The sequence below is a fragment of the Streptomyces sp. NPDC058877 genome (assembly GCF_042742855.1).
Lineage (GTDB): Bacteria > Actinomycetota > Actinomycetes > Streptomycetales > Streptomycetaceae > Streptomyces.
Genome location: NZ_JBHYMF010000023.1, coordinates 1 through 17,744, shown reverse-complemented (window position 1 = coordinate 17,744; position 17,744 = coordinate 1). Strand labels below are relative to the sequence as shown.

Sequence of the window (17,744 nt, the reverse complement as noted above, 5' to 3'; positions counted from 1 at the left end):
CGTGCTGCCCGGGGGAAAACTGTGGCGTCGGGGCGATCCGGGGCACGTACCCTCTTCTGTTGTGCCGAACGCCAACGAAGACACCCCGACTGAACTGAGCCAGGTGCAGCGCCGCGCGGTCAGTGAACTGCTGCGCGTGTCGCCCGTCGCCGACGATCTCGCCCGCCGTTTCCAAGAGGCCGGGTTCAGCCTCGCGCTGGTCGGCGGCTCAGTACGGGACGCGTTGCTCGGGCGGCTCGGCAACGACCTGGACTTCACCACCGACGCCCGCCCCGAGGACGTGCTGAAGATCGTCCGCCCGTGGGCCGATGCGGTGTGGGAGGTGGGCATTGCCTTCGGGACGGTCGGCTCCCAGAAGGAGGGCTACCAGATCGAGGTCACCACGTACCGCTCGGAGGCGTACGACCGTACCTCGCGCAAGCCCGAGGTGTCCTACGGCGAGTCCATCGAGGAGGACCTCGTTCGGCGTGACTTCACCGTCAACGCCATGGCCGTTGCCCTTCCCGAGAAGGATTTCATCGATCCGTACGGCGGTCTGGAAGACCTTGAGGCCCGGGTCCTGCGGACCCCCGGCACGCCGGAGGAGTCCTTCTCCGATGACCCCCTGCGCATGATGAGGGCCGCCCGGTTCGCCGCGCAGCTGGACTTCGAGGTCGCCCCCGAGGTCGTCACCGCCATGAAGGAGATGTCCGGTCGCATCGAGATCGTCTCCGCCGAGCGGGTCCGTGAGGAGCTCAACAAGCTGCTGCTCTCGACCCACCCCAGGAAGGGGCTCGGGCTCCTCGTGGAAACGGGACTCGCCGAGCACGTGGTGCCCGAGCTGCCGGCCCTGCGGCTGGAGAGCGATGAGCACCACCGCCACAAGGACGTCTATGAGCACTCCCTGACCGTCCTGGAGCAGGCGATCGGCCTGGAGGAGGAAGGCCCCGACCTGGTGCTGCGGCTTGCCGCCCTTCTCCATGACATCGGCAAGCCACGCACCCGTCGTTTTGAAAAGGACGGCCGGGTCTCCTTCCACCACCACGAAGTGGTGGGCGCGAAGATGACCAAGAAGCGCATGACCGCGCTCAAGTACTCCAACGAGATGATCAAGGACGTCTCGCGCCTCGTGGAGCTGCACCTGCGCTTCCACGGTTATGGGAGCGGCGAGTGGACCGACTCGGCGGTGCGTCGTTACGTCCGCGATGCGGGGCCCCTGCTCTCCCGTCTGCACAAGCTGACCCGCTCCGATTGCACCACCCGCAACAAGCGCAAGGCGGCGGCGCTCTCCCGGACCTATGACGGTCTGGAGGAGCGGATCGCCCAGCTTCAGGAGCAGGAGGAGCTGGACGCGATCCGCCCCGACCTCGACGGCAATCAGATCCAGGAGATCCTGGGCATCGGCCCCGGCCCGGCCATCGGTCAGGCGTACAAGTTCCTGCTGGAGCTCCGGTTGGAGAACGGGCCGATGGAGCACGATCGTGCCGTCGTCGCCCTCAAGGAGTGGTGGGAAGCGCGCGGCTGAGCCCAAGCGCTGTTCGTGCGGGGTCGTGTTTCACGTGAAACACGACCCCGTCTGCTTACGGAGGGTGATGTTTCACGTGAAACGTCACCCCTTCTTGCGTTCCAGGTACAGGGTGAAGGCGATCGTCGCGTAGATCACGGCCACCAGGACGACCAGGAGCGGCGACCGTCCGTCGGGCGGCAGCATCAGGGCCGCGACGCCTGCCGCGCTCACGAAGGCGACGTTGAACAGCACGTCGTAGAGGGAGAAGACCCGTCCTCGATAGGCGTCGTCCACCGCCGTCTGGACGACGGTGTCCGTGGCGATCTTCGCTCCCTGGGTGGTGAGCCCGAGGACGAAGGCGGCGACGAGGAACGGCGTCGGGGCGAAGGTGAGGCCGAGTGCCGGTTCGAGCACGGCAGCCGTCGCCGTGCACACGATCATCCAACCGAAGGGGCCGAACCGCCCGACTGCCCAGGGGGAGAGGACGGCGGCTGCGAAGAAGCCGGCGCCCGAAGCCGCGACGGCGAGTCCGAGGAGGCCGAGCCCCTCTGATTCAGTGGAGCTCCAGGCGTAGCGGCTGAGCATCAGCACGGTGACGAGCAGGGCGCCGTAGCAGAAGCGCATGAAGGCCACTGCGGCGAGGGCTCGGGCAGCGGCCCGTCGCTCGGCGAGGTGCCGTAGCCCCGCGAGCAGGCCTCGGGCCGTCGACTTCACGGCGGAGGCGAGGGGCTGGGGAACGGGGCCGGGGTCGGGGCCGAGGAGTTCCCGTGACATCCGCAGGGAGGCGAGGCCGGCGCAGAGGTAGAGCACGGCGCCGAAGGTCACGACGACCGCGTCGGAGTCGTCGGAGAGCAAGCGGACGCCGAAGGCGAGGCCGCCGCCGAGGGTCGCGGCGAGGGTGCCGGCCGTGGGCGAGAGGGAGTTCGCCACGACGAGACGCCCTTCGTCGACGACCCGCGGAAGGGAGGCCGAGAGCCCGGCGAGGACGAAGCGGTTGACGGCGGTGACCGAGAGGGCGGAGCCGTAGAAGAGCCAGTCCGGTACCGAAGCGAGGACGAGGACGGCGGTTCCACAGGCGAGCAGGGCGCGCAGGAGGTTGCCGTACAGGAAGACCTGGCGCCGCTGCCAACGGTCCAGGAGCACTCCGGCGAAGGGGCCGACGAGTGAGTACGGGAGCAGGAGTACCGCCATGGCGGAGGCGATCGCGGTGGGCGAGGTCTGCTTCTCGGGGGAGAAGACGACGTACGTGGCCAGGGCCACCTGATAGACGCCGTCGGCGCACTGGGAGAGCAGCCGGACGGCGAGTAGGCGGCGGAAGTTCGTCAGGCGCAGGAGTACGCGCAGATCACGTACGACGGACATGGCAGCAAGACTCACATACGAGGAGGGTCCCCGGGCAGTGCCGCGGGGACCCTCGATCGACAGGAGAGGGGCGCTCTAGCGCTCGACCTCACCCTTGATGAACTTCTCGACGTTGGCGAGGGCCTCGTCGTCGAAGTACTGCACCGGCGGGGACTTCATGAAGTACGAGGAGGCCGAGAGGATCGGGCCACCGATGCCGCGGTCCTTGGCGATCTTCGCGGCACGCAGGGCGTCGATGATGACACCCGCGGAGTTCGGGGAGTCCCACACCTCGAGCTTGTACTCCAGGTTCAGCGGGACGTCGCCGAAGGCGCGGCCCTCCAGGCGGACGTACGCCCACTTGCGGTCGTCCAGCCAGGCCACGTAGTCCGACGGGCCGATGTGGACGTTCTTGTCGCCCAGCTCGCGGTCCGGGATCTGCGAGGTGACGGCCTGCGTCTTGGAGATCTTCTTGGACTCCAGGCGGTCGCGCTCCAGCATGTTCTTGAAGTCCATGTTGCCGCCGACGTTGAGCTGCATCGTGCGCTCAAGGCGGACACCGCGGTCCTCGAACAGCTTCGCCATCACACGGTGCGTGATGGTCGCGCCCACCTGGGACTTGATGTCGTCGCCGACGATCGGGACGCCCGCCTCGGTGAACTTGTCCGCCCACTCCTTGGTGCCGGCGATGAAGACCGGAAGGGCGTTGACGAAGGCGACCTTGGCGTCGATGGCGCACTGGGCGTAGAACTTCGCCGCGTCCTCGGAGCCGACGGGCAGGTAGCAGACGAGGACGTCGACCTCGCGGTCCTTGAGGATCTGGACGACGTCGACCGGCGCCTCGGCGGACTCCTCGATGGTCTGGCGGTAGTACTTGCCGAGACCGTCGAGCGTGTGACCGCGCTGGACCGTGACGCCCTTGTTCGGGACGTCACAGATCTTGATGGTGTTGTTCTCGCTGGCGCCGATCGCGTCGGAGAGGTCGAGGCCGACCTTCTTCGCGTCGACGTCGAAGGCGGCGACGAACTCCACGTCACCGACGTGGTAGTCGCCGAACTGGACGTGCATCAGGCCGGGCACCTTGGCCGCCGGGTCGGCGTCCTTGTAGTACTCGACGCCCTGCACCAGCGAGGCGGCGCAGTTGCCCACGCCGACGATGGCTACGCGAACCGAACCCATTCCGGTTGCTCCCTGTGTGATCGTGGAAGCCCTGCTGTGCGCAGGGTTTCACTTGGCGGTGTCATCGGACGGATCCGGCCGGGTACTGCCCCCGTGCCGGGGCAGGCCGCCCGTTTCTCCAGAATCGTTGTCGTGCAGAGCGGGGGCCGCGGGACCGGATCGCTGATCCCGTCCCGCCCGCTCGCTCTCGATGAGCTCGTTCAGCCAGCGCACTTCGCGCTCCACGGACTCCATGCCGTGGCGCTGTAGCTCAAGCGTGTAGTCGTCCAGGCGTTCCCGCGTCCGCACCAGGGAAGCGCGCATCTTCTCCAGACGCTCCTCCAGCCGGCTGCGGCGGCCCTCCAGGACGCGCATCCGCACCTCACGCTCGGTCTGCCCGAAGAAGGCGAAGCGAGCCGCGAAGTGCTCGTCCTCCCAGGCGTCCGGGCCGGTGTGGGAGAGGAGCTCCTCGAAGTGCTCCTTACCTGCCGGGGTCAACCGGTAGACGATCTTGGCGCGGCGTCCTGCGAGGGAGGCGGCGAGGGCTTCCTCGGGGGCGCTGCCCGGTTCCTCGATCAACCAGCCGTTGGCGACCAGCGTCTTGAGGCAGGGGTACAGCGTTCCGTAGCTGAAGGCCCGGAAGACGCCCAGCGAGGTGTTGAGGCGTTTCCGCAGCTCATAGCCGTGCATGGGGGCCTCGCGCAGCAGACCGAGGACGGCGAATTCGAGGATGCCGGAGCGTCTGCTCATCCGTCGTCTCCTCCTCTGCTTCGGGGCCCTTATGCCGTGCTGATGTATCGAGTCGATACATCAGCACGATAGAACGACCTCTCCGTCTCGACAAGCGGACCCACCGTGACCGGCATCACATCATCAATTCATGACGATCCAGTTGACCGATTTGAGGGGAAGTTCGGCTCTAGGTGGGTTTTGGCCGTGCGTAGTCTGTGCGGCATGCAGACCACCGGGAACCGAGCGATGCCCTGGGGCGTCAGTGCTGCGGGTGACCGGCTGCGGTACGGGGGACCTCTGATGGGGCTCCGTCCGTGCGCATTTCGGGGGGACCGGAACTCAACTGCCGCTTCCAGGCGTACACGCCTGCCCGAGGAGTAGTCGTTCGATGAGCGAGCATCGTCGCAAAATGCCGCCGCAGCAGCCGCCGACGGGCGGTCGCGCGGCGGCACGGCGCGCTGCCCAACAGCCGATGGGCCGCATGCCGGCCCCGGCCCATGACGTCGGTGTGGAGGCCCCCTCGGCCTCGTACGGACCGCCCTCTTCCTACGGAGAGGAGCAGCGCCCCTACGGGGGGCGTGCCGAGGCCCGTCGGGCCGCCCAGCGCGGCAGCCGGCGGAGAGGCGCCGACTCCGGCCCCGGTGGGACCGGCGGAGGTCGCCGTGGTGGTGGCGGTGGCGGCGGTGGACGCGGCAGTGGTGGTCCCGGGCGGGGCTCCGGCGGCAGGCCCCCGGGCAAGAAGCGGATCATCGACTACCCGCGTCACAACAAGTACGGCTGGCGTCGCTGGATGCCGTCGTGGAAGCTCGTGACGGGCACCTTCCTCTTCTTCTGCGCTTCGGTGATGGGCGCCGCCGCGTTCGCGTACTCGCGGGTGGACGTCCCCAACGAGGCCGAGACCGCGACCTCGCAGAACAACATCTACTACTGGGCCGACGGGTCCCGGATGGTCGCGACGGGCAGCGGCACCAACCGCCAGATCGTCAAGTTCGAGCAGATCCCGAAGCCCATGCAGGACGCGGTGATCTCGGCGGAGAACAAGACCTTCTGGGAGGACTCCGGGGTCGACCCCATGGGCATCGGCCGTGCCGTGTGGAACATGGCCATGGGCGGTCAGACCCAGGGCGGTTCGACCATCACCCAGCAGTACGTGAAGAACAACCGCCTGGACGACCAGTCGCAGACCGTCACCCGGAAGGTGAAGGAACTCTTCATCTCCATGAAGGTCGGCAACGAGGTCACCAAGCAAGAAGTCATGGCCGGTTACCTGAACACCTCGTACTACGGACGTGGCGCGTACGGCATCCAGGCGGCGGCCCGCGCGTACTTCAACAAGGACGTGGAGGAGCTCAACCCCAGCGAGTCGGCGGTGCTCGCCGCGGTGCTGAAGGGCGCGACCTACTACGACCCGGCCGGCTATCCGGACGTCGACCCCAGTGCCACCGCGCAGGCGAACACCGAGCGCCTCACCAAGCGGTGGAAGTGGATCCTCGACGAGATGCAGAGGGACGGGCACATCTCGGCCGAGGAGCGGGCGAAGTACACCGCCCTCCCCAAGGTGCAGAAGATCAAGAAGAGTGCCAACCTGAGCGGCCAGATCGGCTACCTGGTGAGCACCGCCAACCTCAACATGAAGAACGAGTTCGACATCAGCGAGGCCGAGCTCGAGCGCGGCGGCTACGAGATCCACACCACCTTCGAGAAGTCGAAGGTGGACAAGATGGAGCAGGTGATCAAGAACGTCATCAAGGAGAACATCGACCCGAAGAAGCGTCCCAAGGAGGACTCGCACGTCCAGTTCGGCGGCGCGTCCGTCGACACGGCGACCGGGAAGATCGTCGCCATCTACGGCGGCGTCGACGCCACCAAGCACTTCCGCAGCAACGCCGACAACACCGGTGCCCAGGTCGGATCGACCTTCAAGCCCTTCGTGCTCGCCGCCGCGATGACGGACGGCGTGCGGGACCCGGAGCTCGGTCCGCAGCAGGACGCGTCCGAGCGCACGATCCTCGACCCGGACAAGAGCCTCTACAACGGCAAGGACGACCTGGCGGTCCGCAAGTACAACGGGGACATCTGGCTCGACGACAAGGGCAACGAGTGGCGCCAGAGCAACGACGAGGACGCCAGCTACGGCGACATCTCGCTGCGCTACGCCATGATGAAGTCCGCCAACTCGCCGTATGTGCAACTCGGCATGGACGTCGGCATCGACAAGGTGCGCAACGCGGCCATCAAGGCCGGCGTCCGCGAGGACTCCCTGGTCAAGGGCGACTTCCCCTCCTTCTCCCTCGGTGTCTCCAGCCCGAGCGCCATCCGCATGGCCGGCGCGTACGCGACCTTCGCCAACCAGGGCGAGCAGAACGACCCCTACTCCGTCGAGAAGGTGGTGCGGAACGGCTCCGTCGTCAACAAGCACAAGGCCGAGCCCAAGAGGGCCTTCAGCCCGGCGGTCGCCAACAACATCACCGACGTGCTGCGGAGTGTCGTCGCGGACGACCGGGGCACCGGCCGCAAGGCACGGCTCCCCGGCCGTGACGTGGCCGGCAAGACCGGTACGACCGACGACAACATGTCGGCCTGGTTCGTGGGCTACACGGCCCAGCTGGCGACCGCGATCGACATGTACCGCTTCGACGACGACGAGACGAAGCCGGACCGCACGTTCGAGTCGATGTACGGCACGGGCGACCAGCCCACGATCCACGGTTCGTCGTTCCCCTCGCGGATCTGGCGCGAGTACATGCTGGACGCGGTCAAGGGCATGCCGAAGGTCGACTTCCCCGAGCCGGAGAAGCTGGAGGGCGCCAAGGCGATCTTCGGCGGTGGCGCGGAGAGCCCGACGCCGACGCCGACGGACTCGCCGACGCCCACCGAGTCGGCCAGCCCGACGCCCACCGAGTCGGCCAGCCCGACGACCACTCCTCCGGGACAGACCAAGACGCCGAAGCCCGGCAAGACGACCTGTAGCGTCTGGGACTTCAACTGCAACAACCCCGGCGACCCCGGTGGGAACACCGGTGAGCCCACTCCCACGGATCCGACGCCGACGGACTCGCCGACGCCGACGGACTCGCCGACGGACAGCTCCGGCGGCAACGGCAACGGCAGACCCGGGGGCGGGACGCCCTGATCCCGCAGTCCGGCGCCTGACCGGGCATCCATCGAGGGCCGTCGCGGCCGTCCCGTACCTTCCGTACGGAACGACCGCGGCGGCCCTCGCCGTTTTCCCGGGGTCGTACGGCAGGATGTCCCCCATGCCGAGCCTCCAGAAGTCGAGCGCACCGCGAGACCGCGCGCAGACGGTCGTTCCCACCCACCGGGACGAGGTGGCCGCCGCGGGCAGCGAGCTGATCGGTGGCCCCTACGGCCGTCGGGCGGCGCGGAACACCGGACAGCTGACGCCGGTGCGGGTGATCGCGCTGGTGGCCCTCGGCATGTACGCCCTCGGCATGGTCCAGAAGCTGCCCTGCTACGACTGGGCCTGGTTCCGGGGCGCCACCTCCCAGTACACCCACGCCTGCTACTCGGACATCCCCCACCTCTTCGCCGGGCGGGGCTTCGCGGACGGCCTGGTCCCGTACTTCGACCGGTTGGGCGGCGACATACCGTTCCTGGAGTACCCGGTCCTGACCGGCCTCTTCATGGAGGTCGCGTCCTGGCTGACCCCGGGTGGCGGTGACCTGACGCAGCGGGAGCAGGCGTACTGGCTGGTCAACGCCGGCCTGCTGATGGTCTGTGCCGCCGTCCTCGCGGTCTGCGTGACCCGGACGCACCGGCTGCGTCCCTGGGACGGCCTCCTGGTCGCCCTGGCGCCCGCGGTGGCGCTCACCGCCACGATCAACTGGGACCTGCTGGCCGTCGCGCTGACCGCCGCCGCCGTCCTCATGTGGTCACGGAGCCGGCCGCTGGCCTTCGGCGTCCTGCTCGGTCTGGCGACCGCCGCCAAGTTCTACCCGATACTGCTCCTCTGCCCGCTGCTGCTGCTCTGCTGGCGGGCCGGCAAGTGGCGGGCGTACGGGACCGCGCTGCTCGGCTTCGCGGGTGCCTGGCTGGTCGTGAACCTGCCGGTGATGCTGCTCGCGCCGGAGGGCTGGAAGCAGTTCTACCTCTTCAGCCGGGACCGGAACGTCGATTTCGGTTCGATCTGGCTGTTGGTCAGCCAACGGACGGGAGACGCGATCCCGCCAGGCCGGGCCAACCTGTACGCGCTGCTGCTGCTGGCGGTCGCGGTGGTCGGGCTCGCCTTCCTGGCCTTCACCGCCCCCCGCAGGCCCCGCTTCGCCCAGTTGGCCTTCCTGGTCGTCGCCGCCCTCGTGCTGACCAACAAGGTCTACTCGCCGCAGTACGTCCTCTGGCTGGTCCCCCTGGCCGTGCTCGCCCGCCCCCGCTGGCGCGACTTCCTGATCTGGCAGGCCTGCGAGGTCACGTACTTCCTCGGCATCTGGATGTACCTGGCGTTCACCACGGGCGGCAACAAGCAGGGCCTGCCGGTGGAGGGCTACCAGTTCGCGATCGTGCTCCACCTGCTCGGCACGCTCTACCTGTGCGCGATGGTCGTGCGCGACGTCCTCGCGCCGGAGAAGGACCCGGTCCGACAGGACGGCGCGGACGACCCTTCGGGGGGCGTCCTGGACGGCGCCGAGGACGTCTTCGTGGCGGGCGGGGCGGCCCGGCAGGCCCGGCACGCCGCTCCGGCGGAGATGGAGGGCCCACGGGTGAGCTGGGGCGTCCCGGACGTCCCCGACCACCCGTGGGGCGCACCCGGGGAGCCGGGCGGGCCGTCGGCCACCCCCGGGGAGCAGCGCTCCCGGGGGTGAGCGGATCCGGCCGGCTCAGCGTTCGACGAGCCGGTCGTACTGCGTCGTGGTGTGGCGCAGGTGCGCCACGAGTTCGTCGCCCACCCGGGGCTCTTCGGCGTCGGCCGGCACGAAGAGGATCGACACCTGCATGTGCGGCGGCTCGGCGAACCAGCGCTGCTTCCCGCCCCAGACGAACGGCGAAAGGTTTCGGTTGACCGTCGCCAGACCCGCCCGGGCCACGCCCTTGGCGCGCGGCATGACGCCGTGCATCGCCTTCGGAGCCTCCAGGCCCACACCGTGCGAAGTGCCGCCGGCGACCACCACGAGCCAGCCGTCGGAGGCGGCCTTCTGCTGGCGGTAGCCGAACCGGTCGCCCTTGGAGACCCGGGTCACGTCGAGCACCGAACCCCGGTACTCCGTGGCCTCGTGGTCGCCCAGCCACAGCCGGGTGCCGATCCGGGCCCGGAAGCGGGTCTGCGGGAACTGCTGCTGCAGCCGGGCCTGTTCCTCCGCCCTCAGATGGCTGACGAACATGGTGTGCAGCGGCAGCCGGGCGGCCCGCAGTCGATCCATCCAGGAGATGACCTCCTCGACCGCGTCGGTGCCGTCCGGGCGGTCCAGGGGCAGGTGCAGCGCGAAGCCCTCCAGGCGCACGTCCTCTATGGCGGCGTGCAGCTGCAGGAGCTCCTCCTCGCGCACCCCGTGTCGCTTCATCGAGCTCATGCACTCGATCACGACCCGGGCGCCCACCAGGGCGTGGACGCCGTCCACGGACGACACGGAGCGGATCACCCGGTCGGGCAGCGGCACCGGCTCCTCACCCCGACGGAAGGGGGTGAGGACCAGCAGGTCGCCGCCGAACCAGTCCTTGATCTTCGCTGCCTCGTAGGTGGTGCCCACCGCGAGCATGTCGGCTCCGAGCCGGGCGGTCTCGTCAGCGAGCTTCTCGTGCCCGAAGCCGTACCCGTTTCCCTTGCAGACCGGGATCAGTCCCGGAAACTGGTCGAGGACGGACTTCTGGTGCGCCCGCCAGCGAGCGGTGTCGACGTAGAGGGAGAGCGCCATGGCCGGCCCGGAACCTTTCTGATGGCAGCGGTGTCAAAGGTGTGTACGAGACTACGAGCCTACGGAACCGTCAACGGCGCGACATGTAGATGTCGAGCGCCTTGTGGAGCAACTTGTTCAGCGGGAAGTCCCACTCGCCGACGTACTCGACGGCTTCGCCGCCCGTGCCCACCTTGAACTGGATGAGCCCGAAGAGGTGGTCGGTCTCGTCGAGGGAGTCCGAGATGCCCCGGAGGTCGTAGACGGTCGCGCCCATCGCGTAGGCGTCGCGGAGCATCCGCCACTGCATCGCGTTCGACGGCCGGACCTCACGGCCGATGTTGTCGGAGGCCCCGTACGAGTACCAGACGTGCCCACCGACGACGAGCATGGTCGCGGCCGAGAGGTTCACCCCGTTGTGGCGCGCGAAGTAGAGCCGCATGCGGTTGGGGTCCTCGTTGTTGAGGACGGTCCACATGCGCTGGAAGTAGGAGAGCGGGCGGGGCCGGAAGTGGTCGCGCACGGCCGTGATCTCGTACAGCCGCTGCCACTCCGCCAGGTCCTCGTAGCCGCCCTGGACGACCTCGACGCCGGCCTTCTCCGCCTTCTTGATGTTGCGGCGCCACAGCTGGTTGAAGCCCTTGAGGACGTCGTCGAGCGAGCGGTTGGCCAGCGGGACCTGGAAGACGTAACGGGGCTGCACGTCGCCGAAGCCGGCGCCGCCGTCCTCGCCCTGCTGCCAACCCATCTTCCGCAGCCGGTCCGCGACCTCGAAGGCGCGCGGCTCGATGTGGGTGGCCTCGACGTCCTTGAGGCGCTTGACGTCGGGGTTCTGGATGCCGGACTTGATCGCGGTGGCGTCCCAACGGCGGATCACCACCGGCGGGCCCATCTTCACCGAGAAGGCACCCTGCTGCTTCAGGTGCGCCAGCATCGGCTGCAGCCAGTCGTCGAGGTTGGGCGCGTACCAGTTGATGACCGGGCCCTCGGGCAGGTAGGCCAGGTAGCGCTTGATCTTCGGGAGCTGGCGGTAGAGCACCAGGCCGGCGCCGACCAGCTCACCGGCCTTGTCGAACCAGCCGAGGTTCTCCGAGCGCCACTCCGTCTTCACATCAGCCCACGCCGGGACCTGGCAGTGGCTCGCGGCGGGCTGGCTCTGGATGAATGCCAGATGCTGCTCACGGCTGATGGTCCTCAGGGTCAGGCTCATGCGGGGCGCTCCTCGGCAGGTGTGTCCCCATCGGTTAGGGGTCCGGCTCTCGCGCCGAAGCCTACTGTGACCGAGGAGCGCCCCGAATGGGTGCGTGCGCGCTGACGTGCCGCGCGGGACGGGGCGGCGCCGCCGACGGGGTCATCGGGCGGTGTCGCCGGGGTCGCCCGACGGTGTCGTCGGGGCATCCGCCAGTGGCGCCGGGGGCATCCGTCGGGTGTGTCCGTCGCCGATGTTCGCTCAGCTGACGACGCCGCCGAAGAGCCCGCCGTGGGCCATGCCGAGGTAGAAGCCCAGCGCCGATGCGCCGAGTCCGACGATCAGTGCGAAGCGTTCGCGGGTCGTCACGGAGATGAACTGTCCGTAGGCGCCGGTCAGGATGCCGATCAACCCCGACCAGGAACTCAGTAGGTGGAGGTTGTGGAAGAACGAACTGACGAAGGCGAGGGTCCCCAGGACCAGGGTCACGCCGACCAGGGCGTCCTGGATCGGATGGGGCTTGCCGTCGGTGGCGAAGAGGGAGTGGCCGGGGTCGGGTCGCATTGCCTGTGCCATGGGGCACCTCCTGGCGTAGCTGCCGGAAGGCGGCGCATCGTAGCGCCGCCGACTTCCGTTGTGTACAGATTGCGTCCCCTCACCGGTGAATTTCAACCGCAAGCCGGTGTGCGGGTACTCTGTACAGCTGCGCCGGTGTCTGCCCAGGTCCTTCTGGGATCCCGACAGCTCTCCTCGCCCGTCGAGGTGGATTGTCAGTGGGGGCCGATATCGTCGCTCACGCATCACGACCCTCCTGCCACGGAACGACCGTGGCCGCTGAGTCCAAAGGAGGTGGGTTCCACATGCGTCACTACGAGGTGATGGTCATCCTCGACCCCGATCTCGAGGAGCGCGCTGTCTCCCCGCTGATCGAGAACTTCCTCTCCGTCGTCCGTGAGGGCAACGGAAAGGTCGAGAAGGTCGACACCTGGGGCCGTCGTCGTCTCGCCTACGAGATCAAGAAGAAGCCCGAGGGCATCTACTCGGTCATCGACCTGCAGGCCGAGCCTGCGGTCGTCAAGGAGCTCGACCGCCAGCTCAACCTGAACGAGTCGGTCCTCCGGACCAAGGTCCTCCGCCCCGAGACCCACTGAGCTTCTAGCTCAGAGGTCATCGGGTTCGAGTAGCAACGAAGCAGCCAGAAGCAAACCCGCCGAGAGGTTCCCCATGGCAGGCGAGACCGTCATCACGGTCGTCGGCAATCTTGTCGACGACCCCGAGCTGCGCTTCACCCCGTCCGGTGCGGCGGTCGCGAAGTTCCGTATCGCGTCCACCCCCCGCACCTTCGACCGTCAGACCAACGAGTGGAAGGACGGCGAGAGCCTCTTCCTCACCTGCTCGGTCTGGCGTCAGGCGGCGGAGAACGTCGCCGAGTCGCTCCAGCGAGGCATGCGCGTCGTCGTGCAGGGCCGGCTGAAGCAGCGGTCCTACGAGGACCGTGAGGGCGTCAAGCGCACGGTCTACGAGCTGGACGTCGAGGAAGTCGGCCCCAGCCTCAAGAACGCCACGGCCAAGGTCACCAAGACCACTGGCCGCGGTGGCCAGGGTGGGTACGGCGGCGGCCAGCAGCAGGCCGGCGGCGGTGGCGGCTGGGGTGGAAACTCCGGCGGTCCCCAGGGTGGCGGCGGGGCTCCCGCCGACGACCCGTGGGCGACCGGCGGTCCCTCCGGCGGCGGCCAGCAGCAGGGCGGCGGCGGTGGCGGCTGGGGTGGAAACTCCGGCGGCGGCTACTCGGACGAGCCCCCCTTCTAGGGCACGCCCTCGAAGCAGCTCGTAACCCCACTTCTTGATCACACAGGAGAAACACCATGGCGAAGCCGCCTGTGCGCAAGCCTAAGAAGAAGGTCTGCGCGTTCTGCAAGGACAAGACCGCGTACGTGGACTACAAGGACACGAACATGCTGCGGAAGTTCATTTCCGACCGCGGCAAGATCCGTGCCCGCCGCGTCACCGGCAACTGCACGCAGCACCAGCGTGACGTCGCCACGGCCGTCAAGAACAGCCGTGAGATGGCGCTGCTGCCCTACACGTCCACCGCGCGATAAGGGAAGGGTGACCGAAAAATGAAGATCATCCTCACCCACGAGGTCTCCGGCCTCGGTGCCGCTGGCGACGTCGTTGACGTCAAGGACGGCTACGCTCGCAACTACCTGGTCCCGCGTGGTTTCGCGCTCCGTTGGACCAAGGGTGGCGAGAAGGACGTGGCGCAGATCCGCCGCGCCCGCAAGATCCACGAGATCGCGACCATCGAGCAGGCCAACGAGATCAAGGCTCGGCTCGAGGGCACGAAGGTGCGCCTGGCCGTTCGCTCCGGCGACGCCGGCCGTCTCTTCGGCTCCGTGACCCCGGCCGACATCGCCGCGGCGATCAAGACCGCGGGTGGCCCCGACGTCGACAAGCGTCGCGTCGAGCTCGGTTCGCCGATCAAGACCCTGGGTGCCCACCAGGTGTCCGTGCGTCTGCACCCCGAGGTTGCCGCGAAGCTCGGCGTCGAGGTCGTCGCCGCGTAACGCTGCCCTTGGCAGTCTGCGCCCAGCAGTGAGGAAGGGCCGTACCCCTCGGGGTGCGGCCCTTCCGCCGTTTCACGTGAAACTTCCCTTGTCAGCGGGTGGCACCCGTGACGATCCAGTTGCCGGAACGGGTCCGGAGCAAGAGGGTTCCCATGCGTACCGACATCATCAGGGTCATCGCCCACCAGAGTGCGGTGAGTCCACCGTCGAACGTCGGGACCAGTAGGGCAACGGGTGCGAAGACGGCCAGGGTGAACAGCATGGCCCGGGCCAGGTAGGGGCCGTCTCCCCCGCCCATGAGGACACCGTCGAGGACGAAGACCACGCCGGAGATCGGCTGGGAGAGCGCGACGACGAGGAGCGCCGGGAGCAGGGTGTCCTGCACGGTGGTGTCGCTGGTGAAGAGCGGGACGAACAGGGGACGGGTGACCACGAGGAGTGCACCGAGCACCACCCCGGAGACCACTCCCCACTGGACCATGCGGCGACACGCCTGCCGTGCACCCTCGGCGTCGGCCGCGCCGAGGTAGCGGCCGATGATGGCCTGCCCCGCGATGGCGATCGCGTCGAGCGCGAAGGCCATCAGGCTCCACAGGGACAGGATGATCTGGTGGGCGGCGACCTCTGCGTCCCCCAGCCGGGCGGCGACTGCCGTGGCGATCATCAGGACCGCGCGGAGCGATAGCGTACGGACCAGGAGCGGAGCGCCGGCCTGGGCGGAGGCGCGGATGCCGGCAGGGTCGGGGCGCAGGGAGGCGCCATGGCGTCGGGCGCCACGGACGACCACCATGAGGTAGACGGTGGCCATGCCGTACTGGGCGATGACCGTGCCCCAGGCGGAGCCCGCGATGCCGAGCCCGGCCCCGTAGACGAGGACCAGGTTGAGCGCGCCGTTGGTCACGAAGCCGGCGATTGCCACGTACAGCGGGGTGCGGGTGTCCTGGAGGCCCCTCAGAACGCCGGTGGCCGCCAGGACCACCAGCATGGCGGGGATGCCGAGACTGGAGATCCTGAGGTAGGTGACCGCGTACGGGGCAGCGGTGTGCGAGGCACCGAAGGCATCGACCAGCCACGGCGTCGTGGGCAAGGTCAGTGCCACGACGGCCGCGCCGAGGAGCAGCGCGAGCCAGACTCCATCCATGCCCTGTCGGATGGCAGCCGGGAGATCACCTGCACCCACCCGTCGGGCGACGGCGGCCGTGGTGGCGTAGGCGAGGAAGACGAAGACGCTGACGGCCGTGGAGAGCAGCGCCGCGGCGATGGCGAGTCCCGCAAGTTGAGGTGTGCCGAGGTGGCCGATGATGGCGCTGTCGGCCATCAGGAACAGGGGTTCGGCGACGAGGGCGCCGAAGGCGGGCAGGGCGAGGGAGACGATCTCGCGGTCGTGCTGTCGGCGGACGGCCTTGGTCGTTGCGGGGGCCTGGGTCATGAGCTCAATCTAATCTTCCACAGGTAATAGATGCAATTGACTTCTGATCCTTACTTTTGGATGGGGCGAGGCTTCGGGTGTGGGCCGTTTGTTCTGATCTTGATTGAGCTCCAGAAGTTTTTCTCCCCCACAGCCCGTGCGTGAGAAAGTTGCAGGTCAGGCGCATAAGGTGAGGGGTGCTATGAGTTTGTCCACATGCCTGTCCCCCGGTCCGTGCACAGGTTCTGGCGAGTTCTCCACAGCATCTGGCCCTTCATGCACAGGGCCTGTGGATAACCAGATTGGCTGATGCCCTCCGCGGGCCTACCGTGGTCCGGCGCCCGACGCGCCAGAACCGGTCGCGAAGCCACTCTTTGATCAAGGCCGTGGCGTAAGAAAGAGTGGCACGGCGAGGTCCGCGGAGCGGACGGGAGGAGGTGGCTTGGTGAGCGTTCCCGAGACCATGGACGACCCTTGGGCCGATGGCGGACCGAGTGACCGTTTGCCCACCCGTACCCGAGGCGAAGGCCGTGGCCGCGGTCGTGGCCGCGACGACCAGCACGAGCGGGGTGGCGAGGGCCCCTGGGACGGGGGGCTCTCCGGCTTCGAGCGGGTTCCCCCCCAAGACCTCGACGCCGAGCAGTCCGTCCTCGGCGGCATGCTGCTCTCCAAGGACGCCATCGCCGACGTCGTGGAGATCATCAAGGGGCACGACTTCTACAAGCCGGCCCACGAGACCGTCTATGCGGCGATCCTCGACCTCTACGCCAAGGGCGAGCCGGCCGATCCGATCACGGTCGGCGCCGAACTCACCAAGCGTGGCGAGATCACCCGTGTCGGCGGCGCCTCCTACCTCCACACCCTGGTCCAGTCCGTCCCGACCGCCGCCAACGCCTCTTACTATGCGGAGATCGTCCACGAGCGTGCCGTCCTGCGCCGCTTGGTGGAAGCCGGCACCAAGATCACGCAGATGGGTTACGCCGCCGACGGCGACGTCGACGAGATCGTGAACTCGGCCCAGGCGGAGATCTACGCGGTCACCGAGCAGCGCACCACCGAGGACTACCTGCCCCTCGGCGACATCATGGAGGGGGCGCTCGACGAGATCGAGGCGATCGGCTCCCGCAGCGGTGAGATGACGGGTGTACCCACCGGCTTCACCGACCTCGACTCGCTCACCAACGGGCTGCACCCCGGTCAGATGATCATCATTGCGGCTCGTCCCGCCATGGGTAAGTCGACCCTCGCGCTCGACTTCGCGCGGGCGGCCTCCATCAAGCACAACCTGCCCAGCGTCATCTTCTCCCTCGAAATGGGGCGCAACGAGATCGCGATGCGTCTGCTCTCGGCAGAGGCTCGGGTCGCGCTCCACCACATGCGCTCCGGCACGATGACCGACGAGGACTGGACACGGCTCGCCCGCCGGATGCCTGACGTCTCCCAGGCTCCGTTGTACATCGACGATTCCCCGAACCTGTCGATGATGGAGATCCGGGCGAAGTGCCGTCGGCTCAAACAGCGCAACGGCCTCAAGCTCGTCATCATCGACTACCTGCAGCTCATGCAGTCCGGCGGTTCCAAGCGGCAGGAGAGCCGTCAGCAAGAGGTCTCCGACATGTCGCGAAACCTCAAGCTCCTCGCCAAGGAGCTGGAGCTGCCGGTGATCGCGCTCTCCCAGCTGAACCGTGGTCCCGAACAGCGCACCGACAAGAAGCCGATGGTTTCCGACCTCCGTGAGTCCGGATCGATCGAGCAGGACGCCGACATGGTGATCCTGCTGCACCGCGAGGACGCCTACGAGAAGGAGTCGCCGCGCGCCGGTGAGGCCGACATCATCGTGGGCAAGCACCGTAACGGCCCGACGGCCACGATCACCGTGGCCTTCCAGGGCCACTACTCCCGCTTCGTGGACATGGCTCAGACCTAGTGTCCTGAGTCTTAGAAGAGCTATAGAAGTATGCTGGGCTCATGGCACGCATGGGTCGACCGACGGTTGACGTGGTTCTGACGGATGACG

General features: G+C 68.0%; 15 protein-coding genes. 8 read left to right on the top strand and 7 right to left on the bottom strand.

Features of this window, described 5'->3' with window-relative positions; all coding sequences use genetic code 11:
- Window positions 1–61 precede the first annotated feature (61 nt).
- On the top strand, window positions 62–1,504 hold the full coding sequence (locus ACFW2Y_RS08155; protein ID WP_384875225.1) for a CCA tRNA nucleotidyltransferase: 1,443 nt from the start codon (window positions 62–64) through the stop codon (window positions 1,502–1,504).
- 84 nt (window positions 1,505–1,588) lie between these two features.
- Here ACFW2Y_RS08155 and ACFW2Y_RS08150 read toward each other — a convergent pair whose 3' ends face one another.
- The 3 genes from ACFW2Y_RS08150 to ACFW2Y_RS08140 form a co-directional block, all read right to left on the bottom strand.
- A complete protein-coding gene (locus tag ACFW2Y_RS08150; protein ID WP_384875223.1) occupies window positions 1,589–2,848 on the bottom strand; it encodes an MFS transporter in 1,260 nt (419 codons plus the stop codon).
- Between the two features lie 75 nt (window positions 2,849–2,923).
- Complete coding sequence (locus ACFW2Y_RS08145; protein ID WP_384875220.1) at window positions 2,924–4,006, bottom strand: inositol-3-phosphate synthase; 1,083 nt, start codon at window positions 4,004–4,006, stop codon at window positions 2,924–2,926.
- A 48-nt stretch (window positions 4,007–4,054) separates the two neighbouring features.
- Window positions 4,055–4,735, bottom strand: coding sequence for a helix-turn-helix transcriptional regulator (locus ACFW2Y_RS08140; protein WP_384875217.1), 681 nt, complete (start codon window positions 4,733–4,735; stop codon window positions 4,055–4,057).
- Between the two features lie 370 nt (window positions 4,736–5,105).
- Between ACFW2Y_RS08140 and ACFW2Y_RS08135 the strand changes: the two genes are divergently transcribed.
- Window positions 5,106–7,850, top strand: a complete 2,745-nt coding sequence (locus tag ACFW2Y_RS08135) for a transglycosylase domain-containing protein (RefSeq protein ID WP_384875214.1) — start codon at window positions 5,106–5,108, stop codon at window positions 7,848–7,850.
- A 124-nt stretch (window positions 7,851–7,974) separates the two neighbouring features.
- Window positions 7,975–9,537 carry a glycosyltransferase family 87 protein gene (locus ACFW2Y_RS08130; protein WP_384875211.1) on the top strand — a complete coding sequence of 521 codons (1,563 nt, stop codon included), beginning with the start codon at window positions 7,975–7,977 and terminating at the stop codon, window positions 9,535–9,537.
- Window positions 9,538–9,552: 15 nt separating this feature from the next.
- Here the strand turns inward: ACFW2Y_RS08130 and ACFW2Y_RS08125 are convergent, their stop codons facing one another.
- The 3 genes from ACFW2Y_RS08125 to ACFW2Y_RS08115 all read right to left on the bottom strand — a co-directional run bounded on the left by ACFW2Y_RS08125 (window position 9,553) and on the right by ACFW2Y_RS08115 (window position 12,328).
- Window positions 9,553–10,584, bottom strand: a complete 1,032-nt coding sequence (locus ACFW2Y_RS08125; RefSeq protein ID WP_384875208.1) for an alanine racemase — start codon at window positions 10,582–10,584, stop codon at window positions 9,553–9,555.
- Between the two features lie 70 nt (window positions 10,585–10,654).
- Window positions 10,655–11,773, bottom strand: coding sequence for a lipid II:glycine glycyltransferase FemX (locus ACFW2Y_RS08120; protein WP_384875206.1), 1,119 nt, complete (start codon window positions 11,771–11,773; stop codon window positions 10,655–10,657).
- Window positions 11,774–12,013: 240 nt separating this feature from the next.
- The gene (locus ACFW2Y_RS08115; protein ID WP_384875203.1) at window positions 12,014–12,328 is read right to left on the bottom strand and encodes a hypothetical protein; all 315 of its coding nucleotides are present in this window, start codon (window positions 12,326–12,328) and stop codon (window positions 12,014–12,016) included.
- Between the two features lie 284 nt (window positions 12,329–12,612).
- Between ACFW2Y_RS08115 and rpsF the strand changes: the two genes are divergently transcribed.
- From rpsF to rplI, 4 genes are all read left to right on the top strand, one after another.
- Window positions 12,613–12,903, top strand: a complete 291-nt coding sequence (gene rpsF / locus ACFW2Y_RS08110) for a 30S ribosomal protein S6 (protein WP_015034882.1) — start codon at window positions 12,613–12,615, stop codon at window positions 12,901–12,903.
- A 73-nt stretch (window positions 12,904–12,976) separates the two neighbouring features.
- Window positions 12,977–13,561, top strand: a complete 585-nt coding sequence (locus tag ACFW2Y_RS08105) for a single-stranded DNA-binding protein (RefSeq protein ID WP_384875200.1) — start codon at window positions 12,977–12,979, stop codon at window positions 13,559–13,561.
- A 56-nt stretch (window positions 13,562–13,617) separates the two neighbouring features.
- Window positions 13,618–13,854, top strand: coding sequence for a 30S ribosomal protein S18 (rpsR, locus tag ACFW2Y_RS08100; RefSeq protein ID WP_005315025.1), 237 nt, complete (start codon window positions 13,618–13,620; stop codon window positions 13,852–13,854).
- Window positions 13,855–13,872: 18 nt separating this feature from the next.
- The gene (rplI, locus tag ACFW2Y_RS08095; RefSeq protein ID WP_384875197.1) at window positions 13,873–14,319 is read left to right on the top strand and encodes a 50S ribosomal protein L9; all 447 of its coding nucleotides are present in this window, start codon (window positions 13,873–13,875) and stop codon (window positions 14,317–14,319) included.
- 91 nt (window positions 14,320–14,410) lie between these two features.
- Here rplI and ACFW2Y_RS08090 read toward each other — a convergent pair whose 3' ends face one another.
- A complete protein-coding gene (locus ACFW2Y_RS08090) occupies window positions 14,411–15,748 on the bottom strand; it encodes an MATE family efflux transporter (protein WP_384875194.1) in 1,338 nt (445 codons plus the stop codon).
- Window positions 15,749–16,172: 424 nt separating this feature from the next.
- Between ACFW2Y_RS08090 and dnaB the strand changes: the two genes are divergently transcribed.
- A complete protein-coding gene (dnaB, locus tag ACFW2Y_RS08085; RefSeq protein WP_384875191.1) occupies window positions 16,173–17,654 on the top strand; it encodes a replicative DNA helicase in 1,482 nt (493 codons plus the stop codon).
- Window positions 17,655–17,744: the final 90 nt, after the last annotated feature.